The following is a 16,470-nucleotide window of genomic DNA, read 5'->3' on the forward strand; positions in this document are numbered from 1 at the left end:
GTGTCAGGGTCCGCGGGTAAGACATCCCTAGTGAGAGGGGGCGACACGCAGATCGGGCCGTCTCGCGTTCGCCATCGGCGTACTGGCGAGTGGGGTAAGTGCCTGGCCTGCGGGAACATCGTCTCGCACCATCGGGTTGTGGCAGATGTCGGCGTCAGGGGTCAGGAGGCCATCGACGGTGTCGGCAGTTGGAATGAGCGGTCCCCGCTTGCGGGACTAAGCTGCGGAAGGACAGGGAGGGGAAGTTCCCCTTACTGCCTGACCGCTCTGAGGAGCGATTAACGATGTTCGAGAGGTTCACCGACCGCGCGCGGCGGGTTGTCGTCCTGGCTCAGGAAGAAGCCCGGATGCTCAACCACAACTACATCGGCACCGAGCACATCCTCCTGGGCCTGATCCACGAGGGTGAGGGTGTCGCCGCCAAGGCCCTTGAGAGCCTCGGGATTTCGCTCGAGGCGGTCCGCCAGCAGGTGGAGGAGATCATCGGGCAGGGCCAGCAGGCCCCGTCGGGTCACATTCCCTTCACCCCCCGTGCCAAGAAGGTCCTGGAGCTGTCGCTCCGCGAGGCCCTCCAGTTGGGTCACAACTACATCGGCACGGAGCACATCCTGCTCGGCCTGATCCGTGAGGGCGAGGGCGTCGCCGCCCAGGTCCTGGTCAAGCTGGGCGCCGATCTCAACCGGGTGCGGCAGCAGGTCATCCAGTTGCTCTCCGGCTACCAGGGCAAGGAGACCGCCACCGCCGGCGGTCCTGCGGAGGGCACGCCCTCCACGTCCCTGGTCCTCGACCAGTTCGGCCGGAACCTCACCCAGGCCGCTCGTGAGTCCAAGCTCGACCCGGTCATCGGGCGCGAGAAGGAGATCGAGCGGGTCATGCAGGTGCTGTCCCGCCGTACCAAGAACAACCCGGTGCTGATCGGTGAGCCCGGCGTCGGCAAGACCGCCGTCGTCGAGGGCCTCGCGCAGGCCATCGTCAAGGGCGAGGTGCCCGAGACCCTCAAGGACAAGCACCTCTACACCCTGGACCTCGGCGCGCTGGTCGCAGGCTCCCGCTACCGCGGTGACTTCGAGGAGCGCCTGAAGAAGGTGCTCAAGGAGATCCGCACCCGCGGCGACATCATCCTGTTCATCGACGAGCTGCACACGCTGGTCGGTGCGGGTGCCGCCGAGGGCGCCATCGACGCCGCGTCGATCCTGAAGCCGATGCTGGCCCGCGGTGAGCTGCAGACCATCGGTGCGACCACGCTGGACGAGTACCGCAAGCACCTGGAGAAGGACGCGGCCCTCGAGCGCCGCTTCCAGCCGATCCAGGTCGCGGAGCCGTCGCTGCCGCACACGATCGAGATCCTCAAGGGCCTGCGCGACCGCTACGAGGCGCACCACCGCGTCTCCATCACGGACGAGGCCCTGGTCCAGGCGGCGACGCTCGCCGACCGCTACATCTCGGACCGCTTCCTGCCGGACAAGGCGATCGACCTGATCGACGAGGCCGGCTCGAGGATGCGCATCCGCCGGATGACCGCGCCGCCGGACCTGCGCGAGTTCGACGAGAAGATCGCCGGCGTCCGCCGCGACAAGGAGTCCGCGATCGACTCGCAGGACTTCGAGAAGGCCGCCTCCCTGCGCGACAAGGAGAAGCAGCTCCTCGCCGCGAAGGCCAAGCGGGAGAAGGAGTGGAAGGCCGGCGACATGGACGTCGTCGCCGAGGTCGACGGCGAGCTGATCGCCGAGGTCCTCGCCACGGCCACCGGCATCCCGGTCTTCAAGCTCACGGAGGAGGAGTCGTCCCGCCTGCTGCGCATGGAGGACGAGCTCCACAAGCGGGTCATCGGCCAGATCGACGCCGTCAAGGCGCTGTCCAAGGCGATCCGCCGTACCCGTGCCGGCCTGAAGGACCCGAAGCGTCCCGGTGGCTCGTTCATCTTCGCCGGTCCGTCCGGTGTCGGTAAGACCGAGCTGTCCAAGGCGCTCGCGGAGTTCCTCTTCGGTGACGAGGACGCGCTGATCTCCCTCGACATGTCGGAGTTCAGCGAGAAGCACACGGTCTCCCGTCTCTTCGGTTCGCCCCCCGGCTACGTGGGCTACGAGGAGGGCGGTCAGCTCACGGAGAAGGTCCGCCGCAAGCCGTTCTCGGTCGTCCTCTTCGACGAGGTCGAGAAGGCCCACCCGGACATCTTCAACAGCCTTCTCCAGATCCTGGAGGACGGTCGCCTGACCGACTCCCAGGGCCGGGTCGTGGACTTCAAGAACACGGTCATCATCATGACGACCAACCTCGGCACCCGGGACATCTCCAAGGGCTTCAACCTCGGCTTCGCCGCCGCGGGCGACAAGAAGTCCAACTACGAGCGCATGAAGAACAAGGTCCAGGACGAGCTGAAGCAGCACTTCCGGCCCGAGTTCCTCAACCGCGTCGACGACGTGGTCGTCTTCCCGCAGCTCAGCCAGGACGACATCCTGCGGATCGTCGACCTGATGATCGACAAGGTCGACGAGCGCCTCAAGGACCGGGACATGGGCATCGAGCTCTCCCAGTCCGCCAAGGAGCTGCTGTCCAAGAAGGGCTACGACCCGGTTCTGGGCGCGCGTCCGCTGCGTCGCACGATCCAGCGCGAGGTCGAGGACTCGCTGTCGGAGAAGATCCTCTTCGGCGAGCTGCGCCCCGGTCACATCGTGGTCGTGGACACCGAGGGCGAGGGCGACGCCAAGACCTTCACCTTCCGGGGTGAGGAGAAGTCGGCCCTCCCCGACGTCCCGCCGATCGAGCAGGCGGCGGGCGGCGCGGGTCCGAACCTGAGCAAGGAGGCGTAGCCCTCCGGGGGCGCGCCGATAAAGGGGCTGTCCGGGACTTCGGTCCCGGGCAGCCCCTTACCCGTGTCGCGTCAGCGTCAGGATGTGCGGGCAGGCCCACTTGGTCGCCGAGTACCGCCGGTTCCATGCGCCACCCCGTGGTCGTTCGACGAGGGGAGGAGCCTGTCGAGGGTCAGGACACGTGCGTCAGGACACCCGCGTCAGGACAACTGCCCGTCGTAGTCCGGGAGCTTGAAGGTCCGCTCGGCGTGGCCGCCCGACAGGTCGGTGGCGCTGTTGCCGATGTTCGCGATGATCGTGTAGCCGTCCGACTCGATCTCGGCGCGCTGCTCGGTCTTGTACTCGGCGACGTCCTTGAACAGGTCGAGGAACCCGCGCACGTACAGCCCGGAGGACTCGTAGCCGGCGTGGGCGAGGTTCCACTCGGTGGGCGCCTCGATGATGCCGGGGCGGGCGGTCACGAAGAACAGGGCGACGCCGTGCTCCTGGGCGTACTGGGCGGCCTCCAGGACCGGCCGGTTGGCGGGCTGCGGGTAGCTGAAGCCGAAGTCGGTCTCCAGGGAGGTGTTGTCGATGTCGAGGACGATCGCCTGCCTCTCGCCGGGTGCGGAGCCGGCGATCCGCTCCTTCAGGTACGGCAGCGCCCGGTCCATCACGGCCCGGCAGTCCCGCTGCCAGGTGTCGTAGTCGACGTCGTCGTCGGCGGCGACCGACGCCACCGCCGTCACCGGCGTGGGCTGCGGCTGCGCCGGGGCGGCGGCGGACGGCGTGACCGTCGCGGTGAGCGCCGCCACGGTCACGGCGGACGCCGCGGCGACACGCGTCCACGTGCGGCGCCGGGTCCGTCCGGCCTGTCTGGTCTGTCCGTTCTGGTCGGTCATGGGGGGTGGGGTCCTCTCATGCCTGCGCGGATGCCTGACGGCACAAAGTTGTCGCGTGCATGCTTCCCCCAGCAAGTGGCCGGACGGCAACGATTGGGTTACTGAGTAGTAGTCAGCCGTCTGACCTGCGGCTGCGCTACGCCGTGATCTCCACCCCGTCCGGTACGTTCCGCACCCGAGGCAGTCGCGGGTTGACCCGCAGCACCCGCAGCCGGGGGAAACCGGACAGCCAGGAGACGTCCGTGTCGGGCAGCTCCGCGTTGAGCCAGAGGTGGGTGAGCTGATCGGGGAGCAGTCCCGCCAGCAGCTCCTCGGCCCGCATCACACCGGCCACCTGGATGCGCGGGCGCCCGCCGAGTTCGCGCAGCGCGGCCAGCTCGGCGGTGTCGGCGACCGGGAAGTAGAGGCCGTCCGGGTCCAGGTGGGCGATGATCTCCAGGGCGTACCGCTCGGTGTCGAAGTGCCGCCAGCCACGCGCGAGTTCGGCCCGCACCGGCAGCGCGGTGCGGGACCGCAGCCGGACCAGGTAGTCGACGGCCGCGTCGTCCTGGACGCGGGTCGCGGTGTACGCGAGCAGCAGCGCCTGCCGGTCGTCGGGGACCTGGCCCGGGTCGGGCAGCAGCTCCAGGACGATGGGGCCGACCCAGCCGAGCCCCCGGGCGGCCAGCTCCGTCGTCGGGCGCACCAGGTTCTTCGTCCGGTCGTGGACGAGACGCTGGACGGCCGGGTCCAGCTCGGTGACGTGGTCCAGGCAGGCCGCGGCCATCAGCCGGCGGTGGTTGATCTGCGAGCGGCGCAGTCCGGGGGCGGGTGCGAGCAGCCGTTCCAGGAACTGGCCGCACTCCTCGGGCCGGGCATGGGCGGCGGCCATGCGGATGACCTCCTCCCACTCGGACTGGTGGGCGTGGTCCACCAGCGTGGGGAACCGGCCGCGCGCCACGATCTCCTTCGCGGCCAGGTAGTCCTGGAAGGTGCGGTGGACGAAGTCGACGGACTCGCCCGACCGTTCGCGCAGCAGCCCGGTGCGGTGCAGCAGATGCCGGAAGATCTTCGCGCCGTCCCCCTGCGCGCGGGCGGCGGGCATCGCGGGCAGCGCGGCGTCGAGGATGCCGACCGCCCGTTCCCGGGTCAGCTCGGAGGCGTCCTCCTCCAGCATCGCGTGGGCCAGCTTCTGCAACAGCCGCTCCCGGGTGCTCTGCTGGAGCCGCACGTCGTCGGCGTACAGCACGTCCCGTTCGGGGTCGCGGCGCTGGAGCAGCATCTCCAGGGCGGCGTCGTACAGCTCCTTGCGGCCGCTGGGGAGGGTACCGGCGCGGTCCCGGTTGAGTGCGCATATCAGGCCGCACATCAGGGGGTTGGTGGCGAGCTGGCGCAGCTCGCGGTAGATCCGTACGGAGTGCAGCAGCCGCTGCTCGTACGCGTCGAGCGTGCTGCGCTCCCGCTCCCGGTCCCGCTCACGCTCCCGGTCACGCGGCCCGGGGGAGCGGCTCTGCTCGTCGAGGCGGGCCGCCGAGTGCCAGTCCCGGATGAACCGCGTCACCTGGTCGCGTGACATGGGCGCGAGGGACAGCTCGACGAAGTCCTCCTCGGCCAGCCCACCGCCGGACAGCCAGCCGTCCGACACGGCGGAGGGCCGGGAGGTGACCAGGCAGCCGTTGCCGGAGAAGACGCGGAGCAGGCGCCGCAGCCGGTCGCGCAGCTCGCCGCGCGTCTTCTCCGGCGCCTCGTCGATGCCGTCGACCAGCAGCAGCGCCCGGCCCGCGAGCAGGGTGCGCACCACCCACCCCTCCGGCGCCCGGTCGGCGAGCGGGTGCCGGACCGCGTGCAGGAAGTCGTCCGGGGCCGGAAAGCCCTCGCGGGCGAACCGGCGTACCGGCAGCACGAAGGGGACCCGGGATCCCTCGCGGGCGGCGGCCACGGCCAGCCACTGCACGAGGGTCGTCTTGCCCGAGCCGGCGCCGCCGCGCAGCAGCACCCGTTCGTGGTCCTCCAGGGCACGGTCCGCGAGCAGCACGGTGCGCTGCTCGTCGTCCGCGCCGCCCACGCCGCCGCTGCGCTCCTCCGCCTCCAGGCTCAGGTAGGTCTCCTCCAGCGGCCAACGGTCGGGCGCGTTGGGGAAGTCGACGCCGACGATGGTCAGCCAGCCGTGCCGCCGGGCCACCCACTGGGCGTACTCCGCCTCGAACGCCACGTCCTCCTCGGACCGTTCGGACTGCCGGGCCGCCACCTCCGCGTCGCCCAGGTCGACGAGCTGCGCGATCCGGCTGGCCCGTCCCGGCAGTTGCCGCTGGAGGTAGGGGGAGCGCCGCACCAGATGGTGTACGACGTGCAGGCACACGGAGACCAGCAGCGCGTCGTGGAACCAGGCCGCGTCCGGGGACAGTTCGCGGTCCGCGCCCTGCACCGCGCCCCGCAGCCGACGCGCGTAGTCCTGCGGCCCGAGCCGTACGGCGTCGGCGTCGGTGACGTCGACCTCGGCGATCGCGAGCAGGGTGCGGGCCAGTACGTCGACGACCGGGGCCAGTTCGGCGTTGGGCGCGGCATGCCGCTCGGCGGCGAGGTGCACCAGGTCGGCGGCGGTGCGGTGGACCTCGTCCGGGGTGGCCGTGGCCTTGATGCCCCGCCAGGTGACGAGGCCGGGCACCGGCTCGGAGAACACGGGTGGCCGGGCGGGATCGCGGAAGAGCCTGCGGACGAGAGGGGCGGCGAGACGGGAGGGCGTGCGGACGACGGCATCCATGAAGGTGGGTTACCCCTGGGGTCGGGAGGGCGAAGCGGGAACGGCGTCGTGGAGCTCGAGCCGCGCTCCGTCGGGGAGCTTGAGCCGCACTCCGTCCGGCACCTGCCGGGCCACGGCCCCGTCCGTCTGTGTCAGCACGGTGACGGTCCGCAGGCCGGGGAAGGCCGAGAGCCAGGCCAGCCCCTCCACCGGGTGAGGGGCCTCCAGGGTCAGATGGGCGAGGCGCTCCGCGACGAGCAGTCCGGTCAGGTCGTCGATCCGGTACGCGCCCCGGACGCGGACGTGCTCCCAGCCGCCGAGTGAGCGCAGCGTGTGCAGGTCGTCGACGGTGGACACGTCGACGGCCCACTGCCGGCGCAGGTGGGCGAGGACGTCACGGGCGTACTGGTCCCGGTCGAAGGTGTGCCAGGCGGCGGCGAGGGACTGCTGCACGCCGGAGCCGGGGTGGTCGCGGAACCGGCGCAGGAACTGCAGCGCCGCCTCGCTGCCCACACTGATCGCCGTGGACACCACCCGGGCCGCCGTGCGGTGATCGACCTCGTCAGGGCCCGGCAGCAGGCCCAGCACCAGATCACCCCCGGCGCGCGCCACCTCCCGTGCCGCCTCGAAGTCCACCGGCGGCACGTGTGCCGCCAGCCCGTCCTCCACCCGCTTGCGCACCTCGGGCGCGACTTCCGCCGCGTACCGCAGTCCGGCCGCCGCCAGCAGCGTGCCGCGCGGGTCGTCGAAGTCCGCCAGCCGACGCAGTATGTACTCCGCCTCCTTGGGCCGGGCGTGCGCGAGGGCCAGCAGGATGACGTCCTCCCAGTCGTCCCTCTCCGCGTGGTCGACCAGCAGGTCGAAGTCCATCTCCTGGACGGCCAGCCGGGCACCGAGATAGTCCTGGAAGGTGCGGTGCAGGAAGTCCACCCGCTCCTCGGCGGGCTCGCGCAGCAGTCCGGAGCGCAGCAGCAGGGCGCGGTAGGTGTCCTCCTCGCCGTCGGCCGCGAGGTTCAGCGCGGGCAGCGCACGGCCGATGATCTGCAGGGCCTCGGCCCGGTCCATCTCCTGGCGGCCGTTGCGGATCAGCCACCACGCCAGCTTCTGCAGCAGTTGCACCTGGACCGTGTACGGCAGCCGCGTCCCGTCGGCGTCGTGCAGCTCCCGCTCCCGGTCCCGGCGCTCCAGGAGCATGGTCAGCGCGGCCTCGTACAGGGACCTGCGGTCCTGCGGCAGGAAGCCGCGCCGGTCGCGGTGCAGGGCGCAGAGCATGCCGCACATGAGCGGATTGGTGGCCAGCCGGTTGAGCTCGGACGTGGTCCGCACCGACCCCAGCAGCGACTCGCCGACGGACTTTGGCGCGCCGGCCGCGCGGTGCCAGCGCCGTACGAAGGTGGCGACGCCGTCGCGGCCCATCGGCGCGAGGACGAGTTCGCTGAAGCCCTCGGCGGCCAGCCAGTCCTCCGGTACGGCCGAGGGGCGCGAGGTGACCAGCCACAGGTTCCCGGGGAAGGCCCGCACCAGCTCCCGCAGCCAGCGCCGGGCGGCCCCGCGGCGGTCCCCGGCGATCTCGTCGATGCCGTCGACCAGCAGCACCCCGCGCCGGGCGCGCAGGACGCGCTCCACCCACCCCGGCGGCTGCTCCCCGGCGACGGGACAGCCGACCGCGCGCAGGAAGTCGCCGGGGAAGGGCAGCTCGGCCCCGGGCCGGACGATCCGGCGCATCGGCAGCACGAACGGCACCCGCCCGATGAGGTGGGGCAGCCCGTGGTCGTACACCCGGCTCGCCGCGGTGACCGCGAGCCACTGCACGAGGGTCGTCTTGCCGGAACCGGCGGCGCCGCGCAGGAACACCTGGTCGTGCCCGGCGAGGACCTGCTCGGCGGCCACACTCGGGTACTCCGCCTCCCGGCGGCCGTCCCGCCCCGCCTGCGGCCGGGTCGCCTCCAGGCTCAGATACGCCGTGTCCAGCGGCCACTCGCGCGTCCCGGCGTCCAGCCCGTAGATGGTGAGCGTGCCGTACCGGGCGGTGATGTGGTCCGCGTAACGCTCCTCGAACCCGGCGTCCTCGGCCGACTGGGACGGCAGCCGCTCCAGCAGTACGTCGACGGCCTGGACGAGCCGTGCGAGCTGCTGGGTCTGCACGGTCTGCTGCCGTGCCACATAGGTGGAGCGCTGGGTGAGGAAGTTCAGGATGTGCAGCGAGGCGGTGTGCAGCAGCCGCTCGTACAGCAGCGTGCCGCCCTCGCCGAGCCCGTACGGGGCCAGCGGCACGCCCGCGCTCAGCTCGCGGGCGAAGCGCTCGGGGCCGAGACCGACGGCCTCGTAGTCCTCGGCGGTGATCTCGCCGAGCCGGGCGAGGGTGCGGGCCAGGGCGTCCTTGACGGCCGTCGCCTCGGCGGCGTCGACGGGCTCCTCCCCGGGCCCGGCCGCCGCCAGCGCCCTGCGGACCAGCTCCCCGGCGATCTTGTCCACGTCCTTGGGTGTGACGGTCCGCTTCTCGCCCCGGAACGACACCAGTGCCGATATCCGCACCGGCCGGTCCACGAGACCCGCTCCCGGCCCGTCCCGGACGAAGAGTCTGCGGACGAGGGGCGTGACCGCGCTGGACGCGACACGTGCCCCCAGTGCTGTGACGTCGACCATGTTCCGAGCCTAGGTGAACCCCCTTGCGCGGGGGGCGGGTTAGCCGGGACGGGAGTAGCCCCCGTCACATTCACCCGCCCTTCGATCATGGTCGCCGGTGATGTGCCGCACAGGCCGTTTGCCCTGTACTACGGGGAATAGTGGGAACGGCAAGAACCATCAAATCGGACATACCGGAACGTCGGGGAGGTCGGCTTCCGGGGCTCTGAGCTGGTTTTGTCCTAAATGGCGGCTCTGTCAAGAGTCGTGAAGTTTCGCGCTGAAGTACTAAATACGGTCGTAGGTCACACCTTTGTGCGGTTCGGGCCCGCCGGGTTACCAAGGTGGAGCCCGCCCGACGAACGCCTTGGACGAACGTCTTGTGCGTCCCGCCGGAGGGGCATTCCTCTGCACCCGTCCCCATGAGGTTCGAATGTTCCCGCGTGTCACGTCCCGTTCTTCCCGTACGACCCTTCGCACTCGCGCCGCGGTGATGGCCGCAGGCCTCGGAGCCTCGGTCGCACTGGGAGCCGGGGTCGCGGCCGCCACCGGCACCACGGCGGCCTCCAGCACCAACGCCGCCGCGAGCGCCGTAGAGGCCCAGGCCGCGGCCCAGGCCAAGGCGGCCAAGGCCGAGAAGGCCGCCGCGAGCGCCAAGAAGAGCACCACCGCCAAGAAGACGGCCACCAAGAAGAAGGCCGCCTCCTGGGTGGACCCGGTCAAGAAGTACGAGCTGAGCGCCGGCTACGCCCAGAGCGGCGGCATGTGGGCGCACAAGCACAGCGGCCAGGACTTCGCCGTGCCGGTCGGCACCAACGTCGTCGCCGCCCACGGCGGCACCGTCGTCAAGGCCGGCGGCAACGGCGCCGGTGACGGCCCCGCCTACGGCAACGCGATCGTCGTCAAGCACGGCAACGGCACGTACTCCCAGTACGCGCACCTGTCCAAGATCAACGTGAAGATCGGCCAGGTCGTGAAGACCGGCCAGTCGATCGCCAAGTCCGGCAACACCGGCAACTCCAGCGGTCCGCACCTGCACTTCGAGATCCGCACGACCCCGAACTACGGCTCGGCCGTCGACCCGGTCTCCTTCCTGAAGTCCAAGGGCGTGACCGTCTAAGGACCGCCCTGGGACCGTCCAACGGACGGGACTACGAGCCCGCCGCTCCCCGGTGGGCCTGGGTCACAAGATCGGTGGCGACCTCGAGAACGGCAGCGCGCTGTTCCTCGGGGTCGCCTTCGAGGTCCCGCAGCACGAACATCCCGGCGTGCAGCGTGAACAGCGCGCTGATGCAGCGGACCTGGTCGACCAGGTCCGCTTCGGGGTCCATGAGGATGTCGCGCAGGCCGAACATGCGGTGCTTGAACAACTCGCCGATGCGCAGGTCCCGCACCGTCGCCTGGTTCTCCTGCATGAAGCGGAACAGCGGCTTCGCACCGGCCAGCGCCTCGCTGTAGCGGCGGATGATCTCCTGCTTCGTCTCCAGGGTGTGCGGCTGCTCCCGCCCCCAGTCGATCAGGTCCTCCAGCGGTCGCGACAGATCCTCGAAGATGCTTACGAGGATCTCTTCCTTGGTCTTGAAGTGGTAGTACAGCGCGGCCTTGGTCACGTCCAGACGCTCGGCGATCTCGCGCAGCGAGGTCTTCTCGTACCCCTGCTCGGCGAAGAGCCCGAGGGCCACGTCCTGGATGCGCTGGCGGGTGTCCCCGCGGCGTCGCTGCTGCTTGGTGCCGTTCATTGTGCCGCCCATCCTCCTACGCACCTCCTGCCCCGCGCACTTTCCGAAAAACTTACTTGACGACCGGCTAGTTACGCGACTACCTTCCCCAGTGTAGACAACTTGCCGGGCGGCAAGTAAGCGCAAGTGAGTGGCAAGTCGCACAGCGGTAGCTGGGGGAGTAGGAGAAATGGCGGAGACGACGGAGAAGGCGGAGGCGGCGACCGGCGAAGCCGGCGCCGGTAAACAGCCGAGGAGCGTGCGGGTCGTCCTGCTCGCCCTCATGATCGCGATGATGCTCGCGATGCTCGACAACATGATCATCGGTACCGCGATGCCGACGATCGTGGGCGAATTGGGCGGCCTGGAGCACCTCTCCTGGGTCGTCACCGCCTACACCCTCGCCACCGCGGCCTCCACCCCGCTGTGGGGCAAGCTCGGCGACATGTACGGGCGCAAGGGCGTCTTCATGACGTCCATCGTGATCTTCCTGATCGGCTCGGCGCTCAGCGGCATGGCCCAGGACATGGGCCAGCTCATCGGCTTCCGCGCCGTCCAGGGCCTGGGCGCCGGCGGACTGATGGTCGGCGTCATGGCGATCATCGGCGACCTGATACCGCCCAGGGAGCGCGGCAAGTACCAGGGCATGATCGCCGGTGTCATGGCGCTCGCGATGATCGGCGGACCGCTGGTCGGCGGCACCATCACCGACAACTGGGGCTGGCGCTGGTCCTTCTACATCAACATCCCGCTCGGCGCGATCGCGCTGATCGCCATCAGCGCCGTACTGCACCTGCCGAAGAAGCGCAGCAAGGCGCGGATCGACTATCCGGGCGCCGCACTGCTGACCGTCGGCATCACCGCCATCGTGCTCGTCACCACCTGGGGCGGCACCGAGTACGCCTGGACCTCCGCGCGCATCATGGAGCTGATCGGCATCGGCGTCGCCGCGCTGGTCGGGTTCGTGTTCTGGCAGACCAGGGCCGCCGAGCCGATCCTGCCGCTGCACGTCTTCCGCAGCCGCAACTTCACGCTGATGTCCATCATCGGCTTCATCGTCGGCTTCGTGATGTTCGGCGCGACCCTCTTCCTGCCGCTGTACCAGCAGGCCGTGCAGGGCGCGTCCGCCACCAACTCCGGGCTGCTGCTCCTGCCGATGCTGGGCGCGATGCTCGTCACGTCGATGGTGGCCGGGCGGGTCACCACCAGCACCGGACGCTACAAGATCTTCCCGGTGGCGGGCGGTGCGCTGATGGCGGTCGGCCTGTTCCTGCTGTCCACCATGGACACCGACACCAGCCGCTTCACGTCCGGCCTGTACATGGCCGTGGTCGGTCTCGGCATGGGCTGCCTGATGCAGATCACCATGCTGGTGGCGCAGAACAGCGTGGAGATGAAGGACATGGGCGTCGCGTCCTCCTCCACCACCCTCTTCCGCACCCTGGGCTCCTCCTTCGGCGTCGCGATCATGGGCGCGATCTTCAACCACCGGGTCCAGGACGTCATGTCCGAGCGGGGTGGAGCGTCGGGCTCCCAGGCGACCGAGCAGACGGCGACGCTGACCAAGGAGGCGCTGGAAAAGCTGCCGGCGATGACCCGCGAGGCCTACCAGCACGCGGTCTCCTCCGGCACCCACGGCGCGTTCCTGCTCGGCTCCGCGGTGGCCGTCCTCGCACTGGTCGCGGCGGTCTTCGTCAAGGAGATCCCGCTGAAGGGCGCGGGCCCGAAGGCGGCCGACACCCCGGTCGACGGCGACGACGCCACGGCTACGGCGAAGGCACCGGTGACAGAACCGGCGTGACCTCGCGGCGGCCCCGCCGCCTGCTCCCCTTCACCGGACCTCCGGGTGGCTTCGGCCACCTGGAGGTCTTCGTGTTGGCCGTGGCCGTGGCCGTGGCCGTGGTCCGTGTCACCGCCTGCGCGCGGTGAGCAGGGCGAAGGAGAGGTACTCGCCGCGGTCGGCGTTGAGCATGTCGATCACGGCCTGATCGCCGTCCGCGCTCGTGCCGTCCGTGCTCCGGGCGTCGGCCCGGTACGCGGCCCCCGCCCGGGTCCACAGCAGCCAGTCCCGCCAGGCGTCCGGTTGCAGGCGCGCGGAGGTGACGTCCACCAGCTCGGTGATCCCCCACTGGAAGCGCCACCACTCGGCGGTGTGCCAGGCCAACGCCTCCCAGCCGACCACGTCCTTGATGTGCGGCGGGATCGCCCCCAGCTCACGCACCTCCCGCGTCATGGCGGGAGTCGCCACGCCCAACTGCCCACCGGGCCGCAGGAACCGGACGAGATACGGCAGATAGCCGTCCGCCGTCCCGAAGTACTCGAACGCGTCGACGCTGACGACGGCGTCGAAGCTCGCCTCCTCGAACGGCAGGGCGTGCGCCTCGGCCCGTACGGCCGCCACCCGGTCACCGACCCCCGCCCCGGCGAACACGGCCGCCGCCTCCTCGGGCGCGATCCACCAGTCGGCCGCGACGACCTCGGCGCCGTACTCACGGGCCAGGAACACCGACGTCGCGCCCTTCCCGGAGCCGAGGTCGAGAATCCGCATCCCCGGCCGCAGCTCCAGGTCCCGGGCGAGATCCTCCAGCAACCACAGCGGGTTCGGCCCCATGTCGAGGTCGAGCAGCCAGGCGGGGTCGTAGCGGGAGGAGCGCGGATAGCGGTCGGGACGTACGAGATCACTCAAGTCGGTCACGCCCACGAACCCAAGCCGATCGCCCTGCCGGGCACAACCGGGTTTCGCCGACCCGGGTGGCTAGGGTGGATGCGGAATCGCCGGGGCGGCGGGCGGGAACTGGGGTGCGGCATGGATGGCAACAGCGGAAGAGACAGCGAAAGACCTCTCCGACGGGCGGAGCTGATGGGCGCCGCCGGGACCGCGGTCCTTCCGGTCGCCGCGGTCGTCCTGGCGGGCGTGAGAGCCTCGTTGCCCTGGTGGGCGGTGGCCGGTTCGGCCGTGCTGACCGCCGGCCTCGCCGGTTGGGCGGGAGTACGGATCGGCCGACGACGTTCCGTGCGCGCCGAGGCCCTGGAGCCGGGGGAGAAGGTCCTCGGCACCTACACCGTCCGGCCTCCGTACCGCGAACACACGCCGCCCGCGGCGCACGAGGGCCCGCAGTACCAGCTAGTGGTGACCAGCCGCGGCCTGCAACTGTGGGAGCGCTCCGCACTCCTGTGGCGTCACCCATGGCCGGAGCTGCGCGTTCTGGTCGACGGCCCGCGCCTACGCGTCCACCACGAAGGCCGCGAGGCCGGGAACATGCTGCTGGAACCACCGGGCGCCGCCCAGGAGATACGCGCCGCCGCCACACGGCACGCGGCCGGCTGAGGTGCCGATCGCGGACGCGGCGACGACGGATCCGTTTTGCCGACGCACTCGAACCAAACCACCTTGCCCCGCCCGTCCGCGTACGGCGTGACGCCCCACCGGTCTGTCACCGCCGCGACGATCACAAGCCCGCGTCCGCCCTCGCCCAGCGCGTCAACCGTCGCCGGAACCGGCAACTCCGGGCAGCCGTCGGCGACCTCCACCCGCACCCCGCCGGGCTGGAGCAGGAAGCACACGCGGCAGCGACGGCCGGGCACGTGCCGTACGACGTTGGCGACCAGCTCCGTGAGCGCCAGCTCGGCGGCGTCGGCCACGTCGGGCATCCCCGAGCGGACGAGATACAGCCGCAGAACGCGGCGCAGATGGCGGGCCGAGTGCGCGCCCATGGCGAACTCGGCGTGGTACTGGCTCTCGACGTCCGCCGCCTGCGGACCGGTTACGTGATTCACGCCACAAGACTGCGACGCACTGCGTACGCTCGACTACGCAGAGAAGTGAACACCGTCAGGCGTTGCCGTCCGCAGTCCCGGAGTGAGGTGCCGCAGTGGCCAACATCCAGTCCCTCGACCCGACCGCTTCCCCCCTCGACTACTACGGCTGGGAACTGCGCCGCCAGCGCGAGGCGCACGGCCTCAGGCAGGGCCAGCTCGGCGACATCATCTTCTGCACCGGCTCACTGGTCGGCCAGATCGAGACCACGAAGAAGGTCCCCACGCGGGACTTCTCCGAGCGCGTGGACGCCGCGCTGGGCACGGACGGCCTGTTCTCCCGCCTGATCGGCCTGGTCCTGCGCAGCCAACTCCCCACGTGGTTCCAGCCGTACGCGGAGATGGAGGCGAAGGCGGCGTACATCTCCACGTACCAGGCGCAGTTGGTGTACGGCCTGCTGCAGACGGAGGAGTACGCACGCGCGGTGCTCGCCACCGGCATGCCGGACGACCTGGAAGGACTGGTGGCCGCCAGGGTGGAACGCCAGCGCGTTCTGGAGCACGAGCAGCCGCCGCTGGCCTGGGTGGTACTGGACGAGGCCGTACTGCACCGACCGATCGGCGGCCCCGAGGTCATGCGGCGGCAACTGGCCCGGCTGTTGGAGTTCTCGGGTCACCGCTGGATGCATGTGCAGGTACTGCCGAACAAGGTGGGGGCGCACGCCAGCCTCGCTGGTTCGTTCAACTTCCTCCGCTTCGACGACAACCCGGACATCGTCTACACGGAGGACATCATCTCCGGCCACATGACGGCCAATCCCGAGACCATCAGGGAAGCCGCGCTCCGTTACGCTCGCTTGCAGGCCGCCGCCCTCTCCGTGGAGGATTCGGCGGAACTGATCATCCGGGTGATGGAGGAACGCTATGGACACGGCTCCCAGCCAGAGGAACAGCCAGTGGCGTAAGTCCAGTTACAGCGGAAACACCGGCGGCGAATGTGTGGAGTGCACCGTCACCGGCGGCGCCGCCTGGCGAACCTCCTCGTACAGCGGAAACACCGGCGGCGACTGCGTCGAGGTCGCCGACAACTGCCCCGTCGGCTCCGTTCCTGTCCGGGACAGCAAGAACCCGGCCGGTCCGGTCGTGACCATCGGCGCCCCCGCCTGGCAGTCCTTTATCGAGGACATGCGCTAGCCAACTGTCATCGGGCCGCTCATGCGAGCAGCCCGATGACAGCCACCCCCAACATGCTCACGCTTCTTACCGCCCACCCCGGTCTGCCTGCCGGGCGAGGAACTCCTCGAACGCCGCCTTCTGCTTCGGGTCCATCCTTCTCTTCGGAGGGAATCCCCGCCTTTGGGCGGGGAGGGAATCCGATCTCAGGGCTGTTCTGACCCGCAGGTTACGACGGATGTTTTTGCTGCTCGATGTACTGACGGACGATCGACAGTGGAGCTCCGCCGCATGATCCGGCGAAGTAGGAGCCGGACCAGAACCGGCCGTGGATGATGAAGCGGTTGACGCGGCCGGTGAACTCCTGGCGGAGGTAGCGCGAGGACACGCCCTTGAGCGAGTTGACCAGGTTCGAGAGGGCGACCTTGGGCGGGTAGTGCACCAGCAGGTGGACATGGTCGCCCTCCCCGTTGAACTCGGTCAGGTCCGCGCCGAAGTCCGTGCACACGTTCCGCATGATCTCCTCGCAGCGCGTCAGCATCTCGTCGTTGAAGACCTCACGCCGGTACTTGGTCACGAAAACCAAGTGGACATGAAGGTTGTGGATGACGTGACGTCCCCGGCGGATACTGGTATTTGGTTCCCAGCGTGGTGACATAGACCAAGCGTAGTATGATCGACGGACCCGATCGGAAGGGGGTGGGCTGGATGATCCGTGCGTACAAGTTCCTCATGCGGCCCACCGTGGGCCAGGCCGCTGCGCTCGCCGCGATGCTGGCCGATCACTG

The 16,470-nt window shown here is 70.1% G+C and carries 12 protein-coding genes and 1 pseudogene; 6 read left to right on the forward strand and 7 right to left on the reverse strand.

The features are described 5' to 3' along the window. Positions 1–284: 284 nt before the first annotated feature. Entirely contained in the window at positions 285–2,810 is a 2,526-nt protein-coding gene (locus KUM40_RS13020) for an ATP-dependent Clp protease ATP-binding subunit (protein WP_217165986.1), read from the forward strand. Positions 2,811–3,010: 200 nt separating this feature from the next. On the opposite strand, the gene KUM40_RS13025 is transcribed toward KUM40_RS13020, so the two are convergent. The 3 genes from KUM40_RS13025 to KUM40_RS13035 all read right to left on the reverse strand — a co-directional run bounded on the left by KUM40_RS13025 (position 3,011) and on the right by KUM40_RS13035 (position 9,056). After that, positions 3,011–3,691: an HAD family acid phosphatase gene (locus KUM40_RS13025; RefSeq protein WP_217165987.1), complete on the reverse strand. Its 681-nt coding sequence runs from the start codon at positions 3,689–3,691 to the stop codon at positions 3,011–3,013. Between the two features lie 136 nt (positions 3,692–3,827). Further along, entirely contained in the window at positions 3,828–6,431 is a 2,604-nt protein-coding gene (locus KUM40_RS13030) for an NACHT domain-containing NTPase (RefSeq protein ID WP_217165988.1), read from the reverse strand. A gap of 9 nt (positions 6,432–6,440) precedes the next feature. Then, entirely contained in the window at positions 6,441–9,056 is a 2,616-nt protein-coding gene (locus tag KUM40_RS13035; protein WP_217165989.1) for an NACHT domain-containing NTPase, read from the reverse strand. 412 nt (positions 9,057–9,468) lie between these two features. Between KUM40_RS13035 and KUM40_RS13040 the strand changes: the two genes are divergently transcribed. Further along, positions 9,469–10,155, forward strand: coding sequence for a M23 family metallopeptidase (locus KUM40_RS13040; RefSeq protein ID WP_217165990.1), 687 nt, complete (start codon positions 9,469–9,471; stop codon positions 10,153–10,155). A gap of 31 nt (positions 10,156–10,186) precedes the next feature. Here the strand turns inward: KUM40_RS13040 and KUM40_RS13045 are convergent, their stop codons facing one another. Beyond that, the gene (locus KUM40_RS13045) at positions 10,187–10,774 is read right to left on the reverse strand and encodes a TetR/AcrR family transcriptional regulator (RefSeq protein ID WP_374227377.1); all 588 of its coding nucleotides are present in this window, start codon (positions 10,772–10,774) and stop codon (positions 10,187–10,189) included. Positions 10,775–10,943: 169 nt separating this feature from the next. Here KUM40_RS13045 and KUM40_RS13050 point away from each other — a divergent pair, with 169 nt between their 5' ends. Then, positions 10,944–12,554 carry an MDR family MFS transporter gene (locus tag KUM40_RS13050; protein ID WP_217165992.1) on the forward strand — a complete coding sequence of 537 codons (1,611 nt, stop codon included), beginning with the start codon at positions 10,944–10,946 and terminating at the stop codon, positions 12,552–12,554. A 108-nt stretch (positions 12,555–12,662) separates the two neighbouring features. Here the strand turns inward: KUM40_RS13050 and KUM40_RS13055 are convergent, their stop codons facing one another. Next, positions 12,663–13,448 (reverse strand): methyltransferase domain-containing protein, encoded by a 786-nt coding sequence (locus tag KUM40_RS13055; protein WP_217165993.1) that lies wholly within the window; start codon positions 13,446–13,448, stop codon positions 12,663–12,665. Positions 13,449–13,613: 165 nt separating this feature from the next. On the opposite strand from KUM40_RS13055, the gene KUM40_RS13060 reads away from it, so the two are divergent. Then, on the forward strand, positions 13,614–14,081 hold the full coding sequence (locus KUM40_RS13060; protein ID WP_217165994.1) for a hypothetical protein: 468 nt from the start codon (positions 13,614–13,616) through the stop codon (positions 14,079–14,081). Between the two features lie 41 nt (positions 14,082–14,122). Here the strand turns inward: KUM40_RS13060 and KUM40_RS13065 are convergent. Then, a pseudogene (locus tag KUM40_RS13065) lies at positions 14,123–14,467 on the reverse strand (ATP-binding protein); the annotation flags it as partial. A gap of 158 nt (positions 14,468–14,625) precedes the next feature. On the opposite strand from KUM40_RS13065, the gene KUM40_RS13070 reads away from it, so the two are divergent. Continuing rightward, positions 14,626–15,474, forward strand: coding sequence for a helix-turn-helix transcriptional regulator (locus KUM40_RS13070; RefSeq protein ID WP_217165995.1), 849 nt, complete (start codon positions 14,626–14,628; stop codon positions 15,472–15,474). After that, entirely contained in the window at positions 15,434–15,703 is a 270-nt protein-coding gene (locus KUM40_RS13075; protein ID WP_217165996.1) for a DUF397 domain-containing protein, read from the forward strand. Before KUM40_RS13070 ends, KUM40_RS13075 begins: the two co-directional genes overlap by 41 nt. 208 nt (positions 15,704–15,911) lie before the next feature. Here KUM40_RS13075 and tnpA read toward each other — a convergent pair whose 3' ends face one another. Next, entirely contained in the window at positions 15,912–16,340 is a 429-nt protein-coding gene (tnpA, locus tag KUM40_RS13080) for an IS200/IS605 family transposase (RefSeq protein ID WP_217165997.1), read from the reverse strand. Positions 16,341–16,470: the final 130 nt, after the last annotated feature.

Source organism: Streptomyces sp. AC512_CC834 (assembly GCF_019049325.1).
Classification (GTDB): domain Bacteria; phylum Actinomycetota; class Actinomycetes; order Streptomycetales; family Streptomycetaceae; genus Streptomyces.

Bases quoted from the DNA above. Each gene is read 5' to 3' on its own strand.
- KUM40_RS13020 (WP_217165986.1), top strand. From the start codon at position 285: ATGTTCGAGAGGTTCACCGACCGCGCGCGGCGGGTTGTCGTCCTGGCT.
- KUM40_RS13025 (WP_217165987.1), bottom strand. From the start codon at position 3,691: ATGACCGACCAGAACGGACAGACCAGACAGGCCGGACGGACCCGGCGC.
- KUM40_RS13030 (WP_217165988.1), bottom strand. From the start codon at position 6,431: ATGGATGCCGTCGTCCGCACGCCCTCCCGTCTCGCCGCCCCTCTCGTC.
- KUM40_RS13035 (WP_217165989.1), bottom strand. From the start codon at position 9,056: ATGGTCGACGTCACAGCACTGGGGGCACGTGTCGCGTCCAGCGCGGTC.
- KUM40_RS13040 (WP_217165990.1), top strand. From the start codon at position 9,469: ATGTTCCCGCGTGTCACGTCCCGTTCTTCCCGTACGACCCTTCGCACT.
- KUM40_RS13045 (WP_374227377.1), bottom strand. From the start codon at position 10,774: ATGAACGGCACCAAGCAGCAGCGACGCCGCGGGGACACCCGCCAGCGC.
- KUM40_RS13050 (WP_217165992.1), top strand. From the start codon at position 10,944: ATGGCGGAGACGACGGAGAAGGCGGAGGCGGCGACCGGCGAAGCCGGC.
- KUM40_RS13060 (WP_217165994.1), top strand. From the start codon at position 13,614: ATGGGCGCCGCCGGGACCGCGGTCCTTCCGGTCGCCGCGGTCGTCCTG.
- KUM40_RS13075 (WP_217165996.1), top strand. From the start codon at position 15,434: ATGGACACGGCTCCCAGCCAGAGGAACAGCCAGTGGCGTAAGTCCAGT.
- tnpA (WP_217165997.1), bottom strand. From the start codon at position 16,340: ATGTCACCACGCTGGGAACCAAATACCAGTATCCGCCGGGGACGTCAC.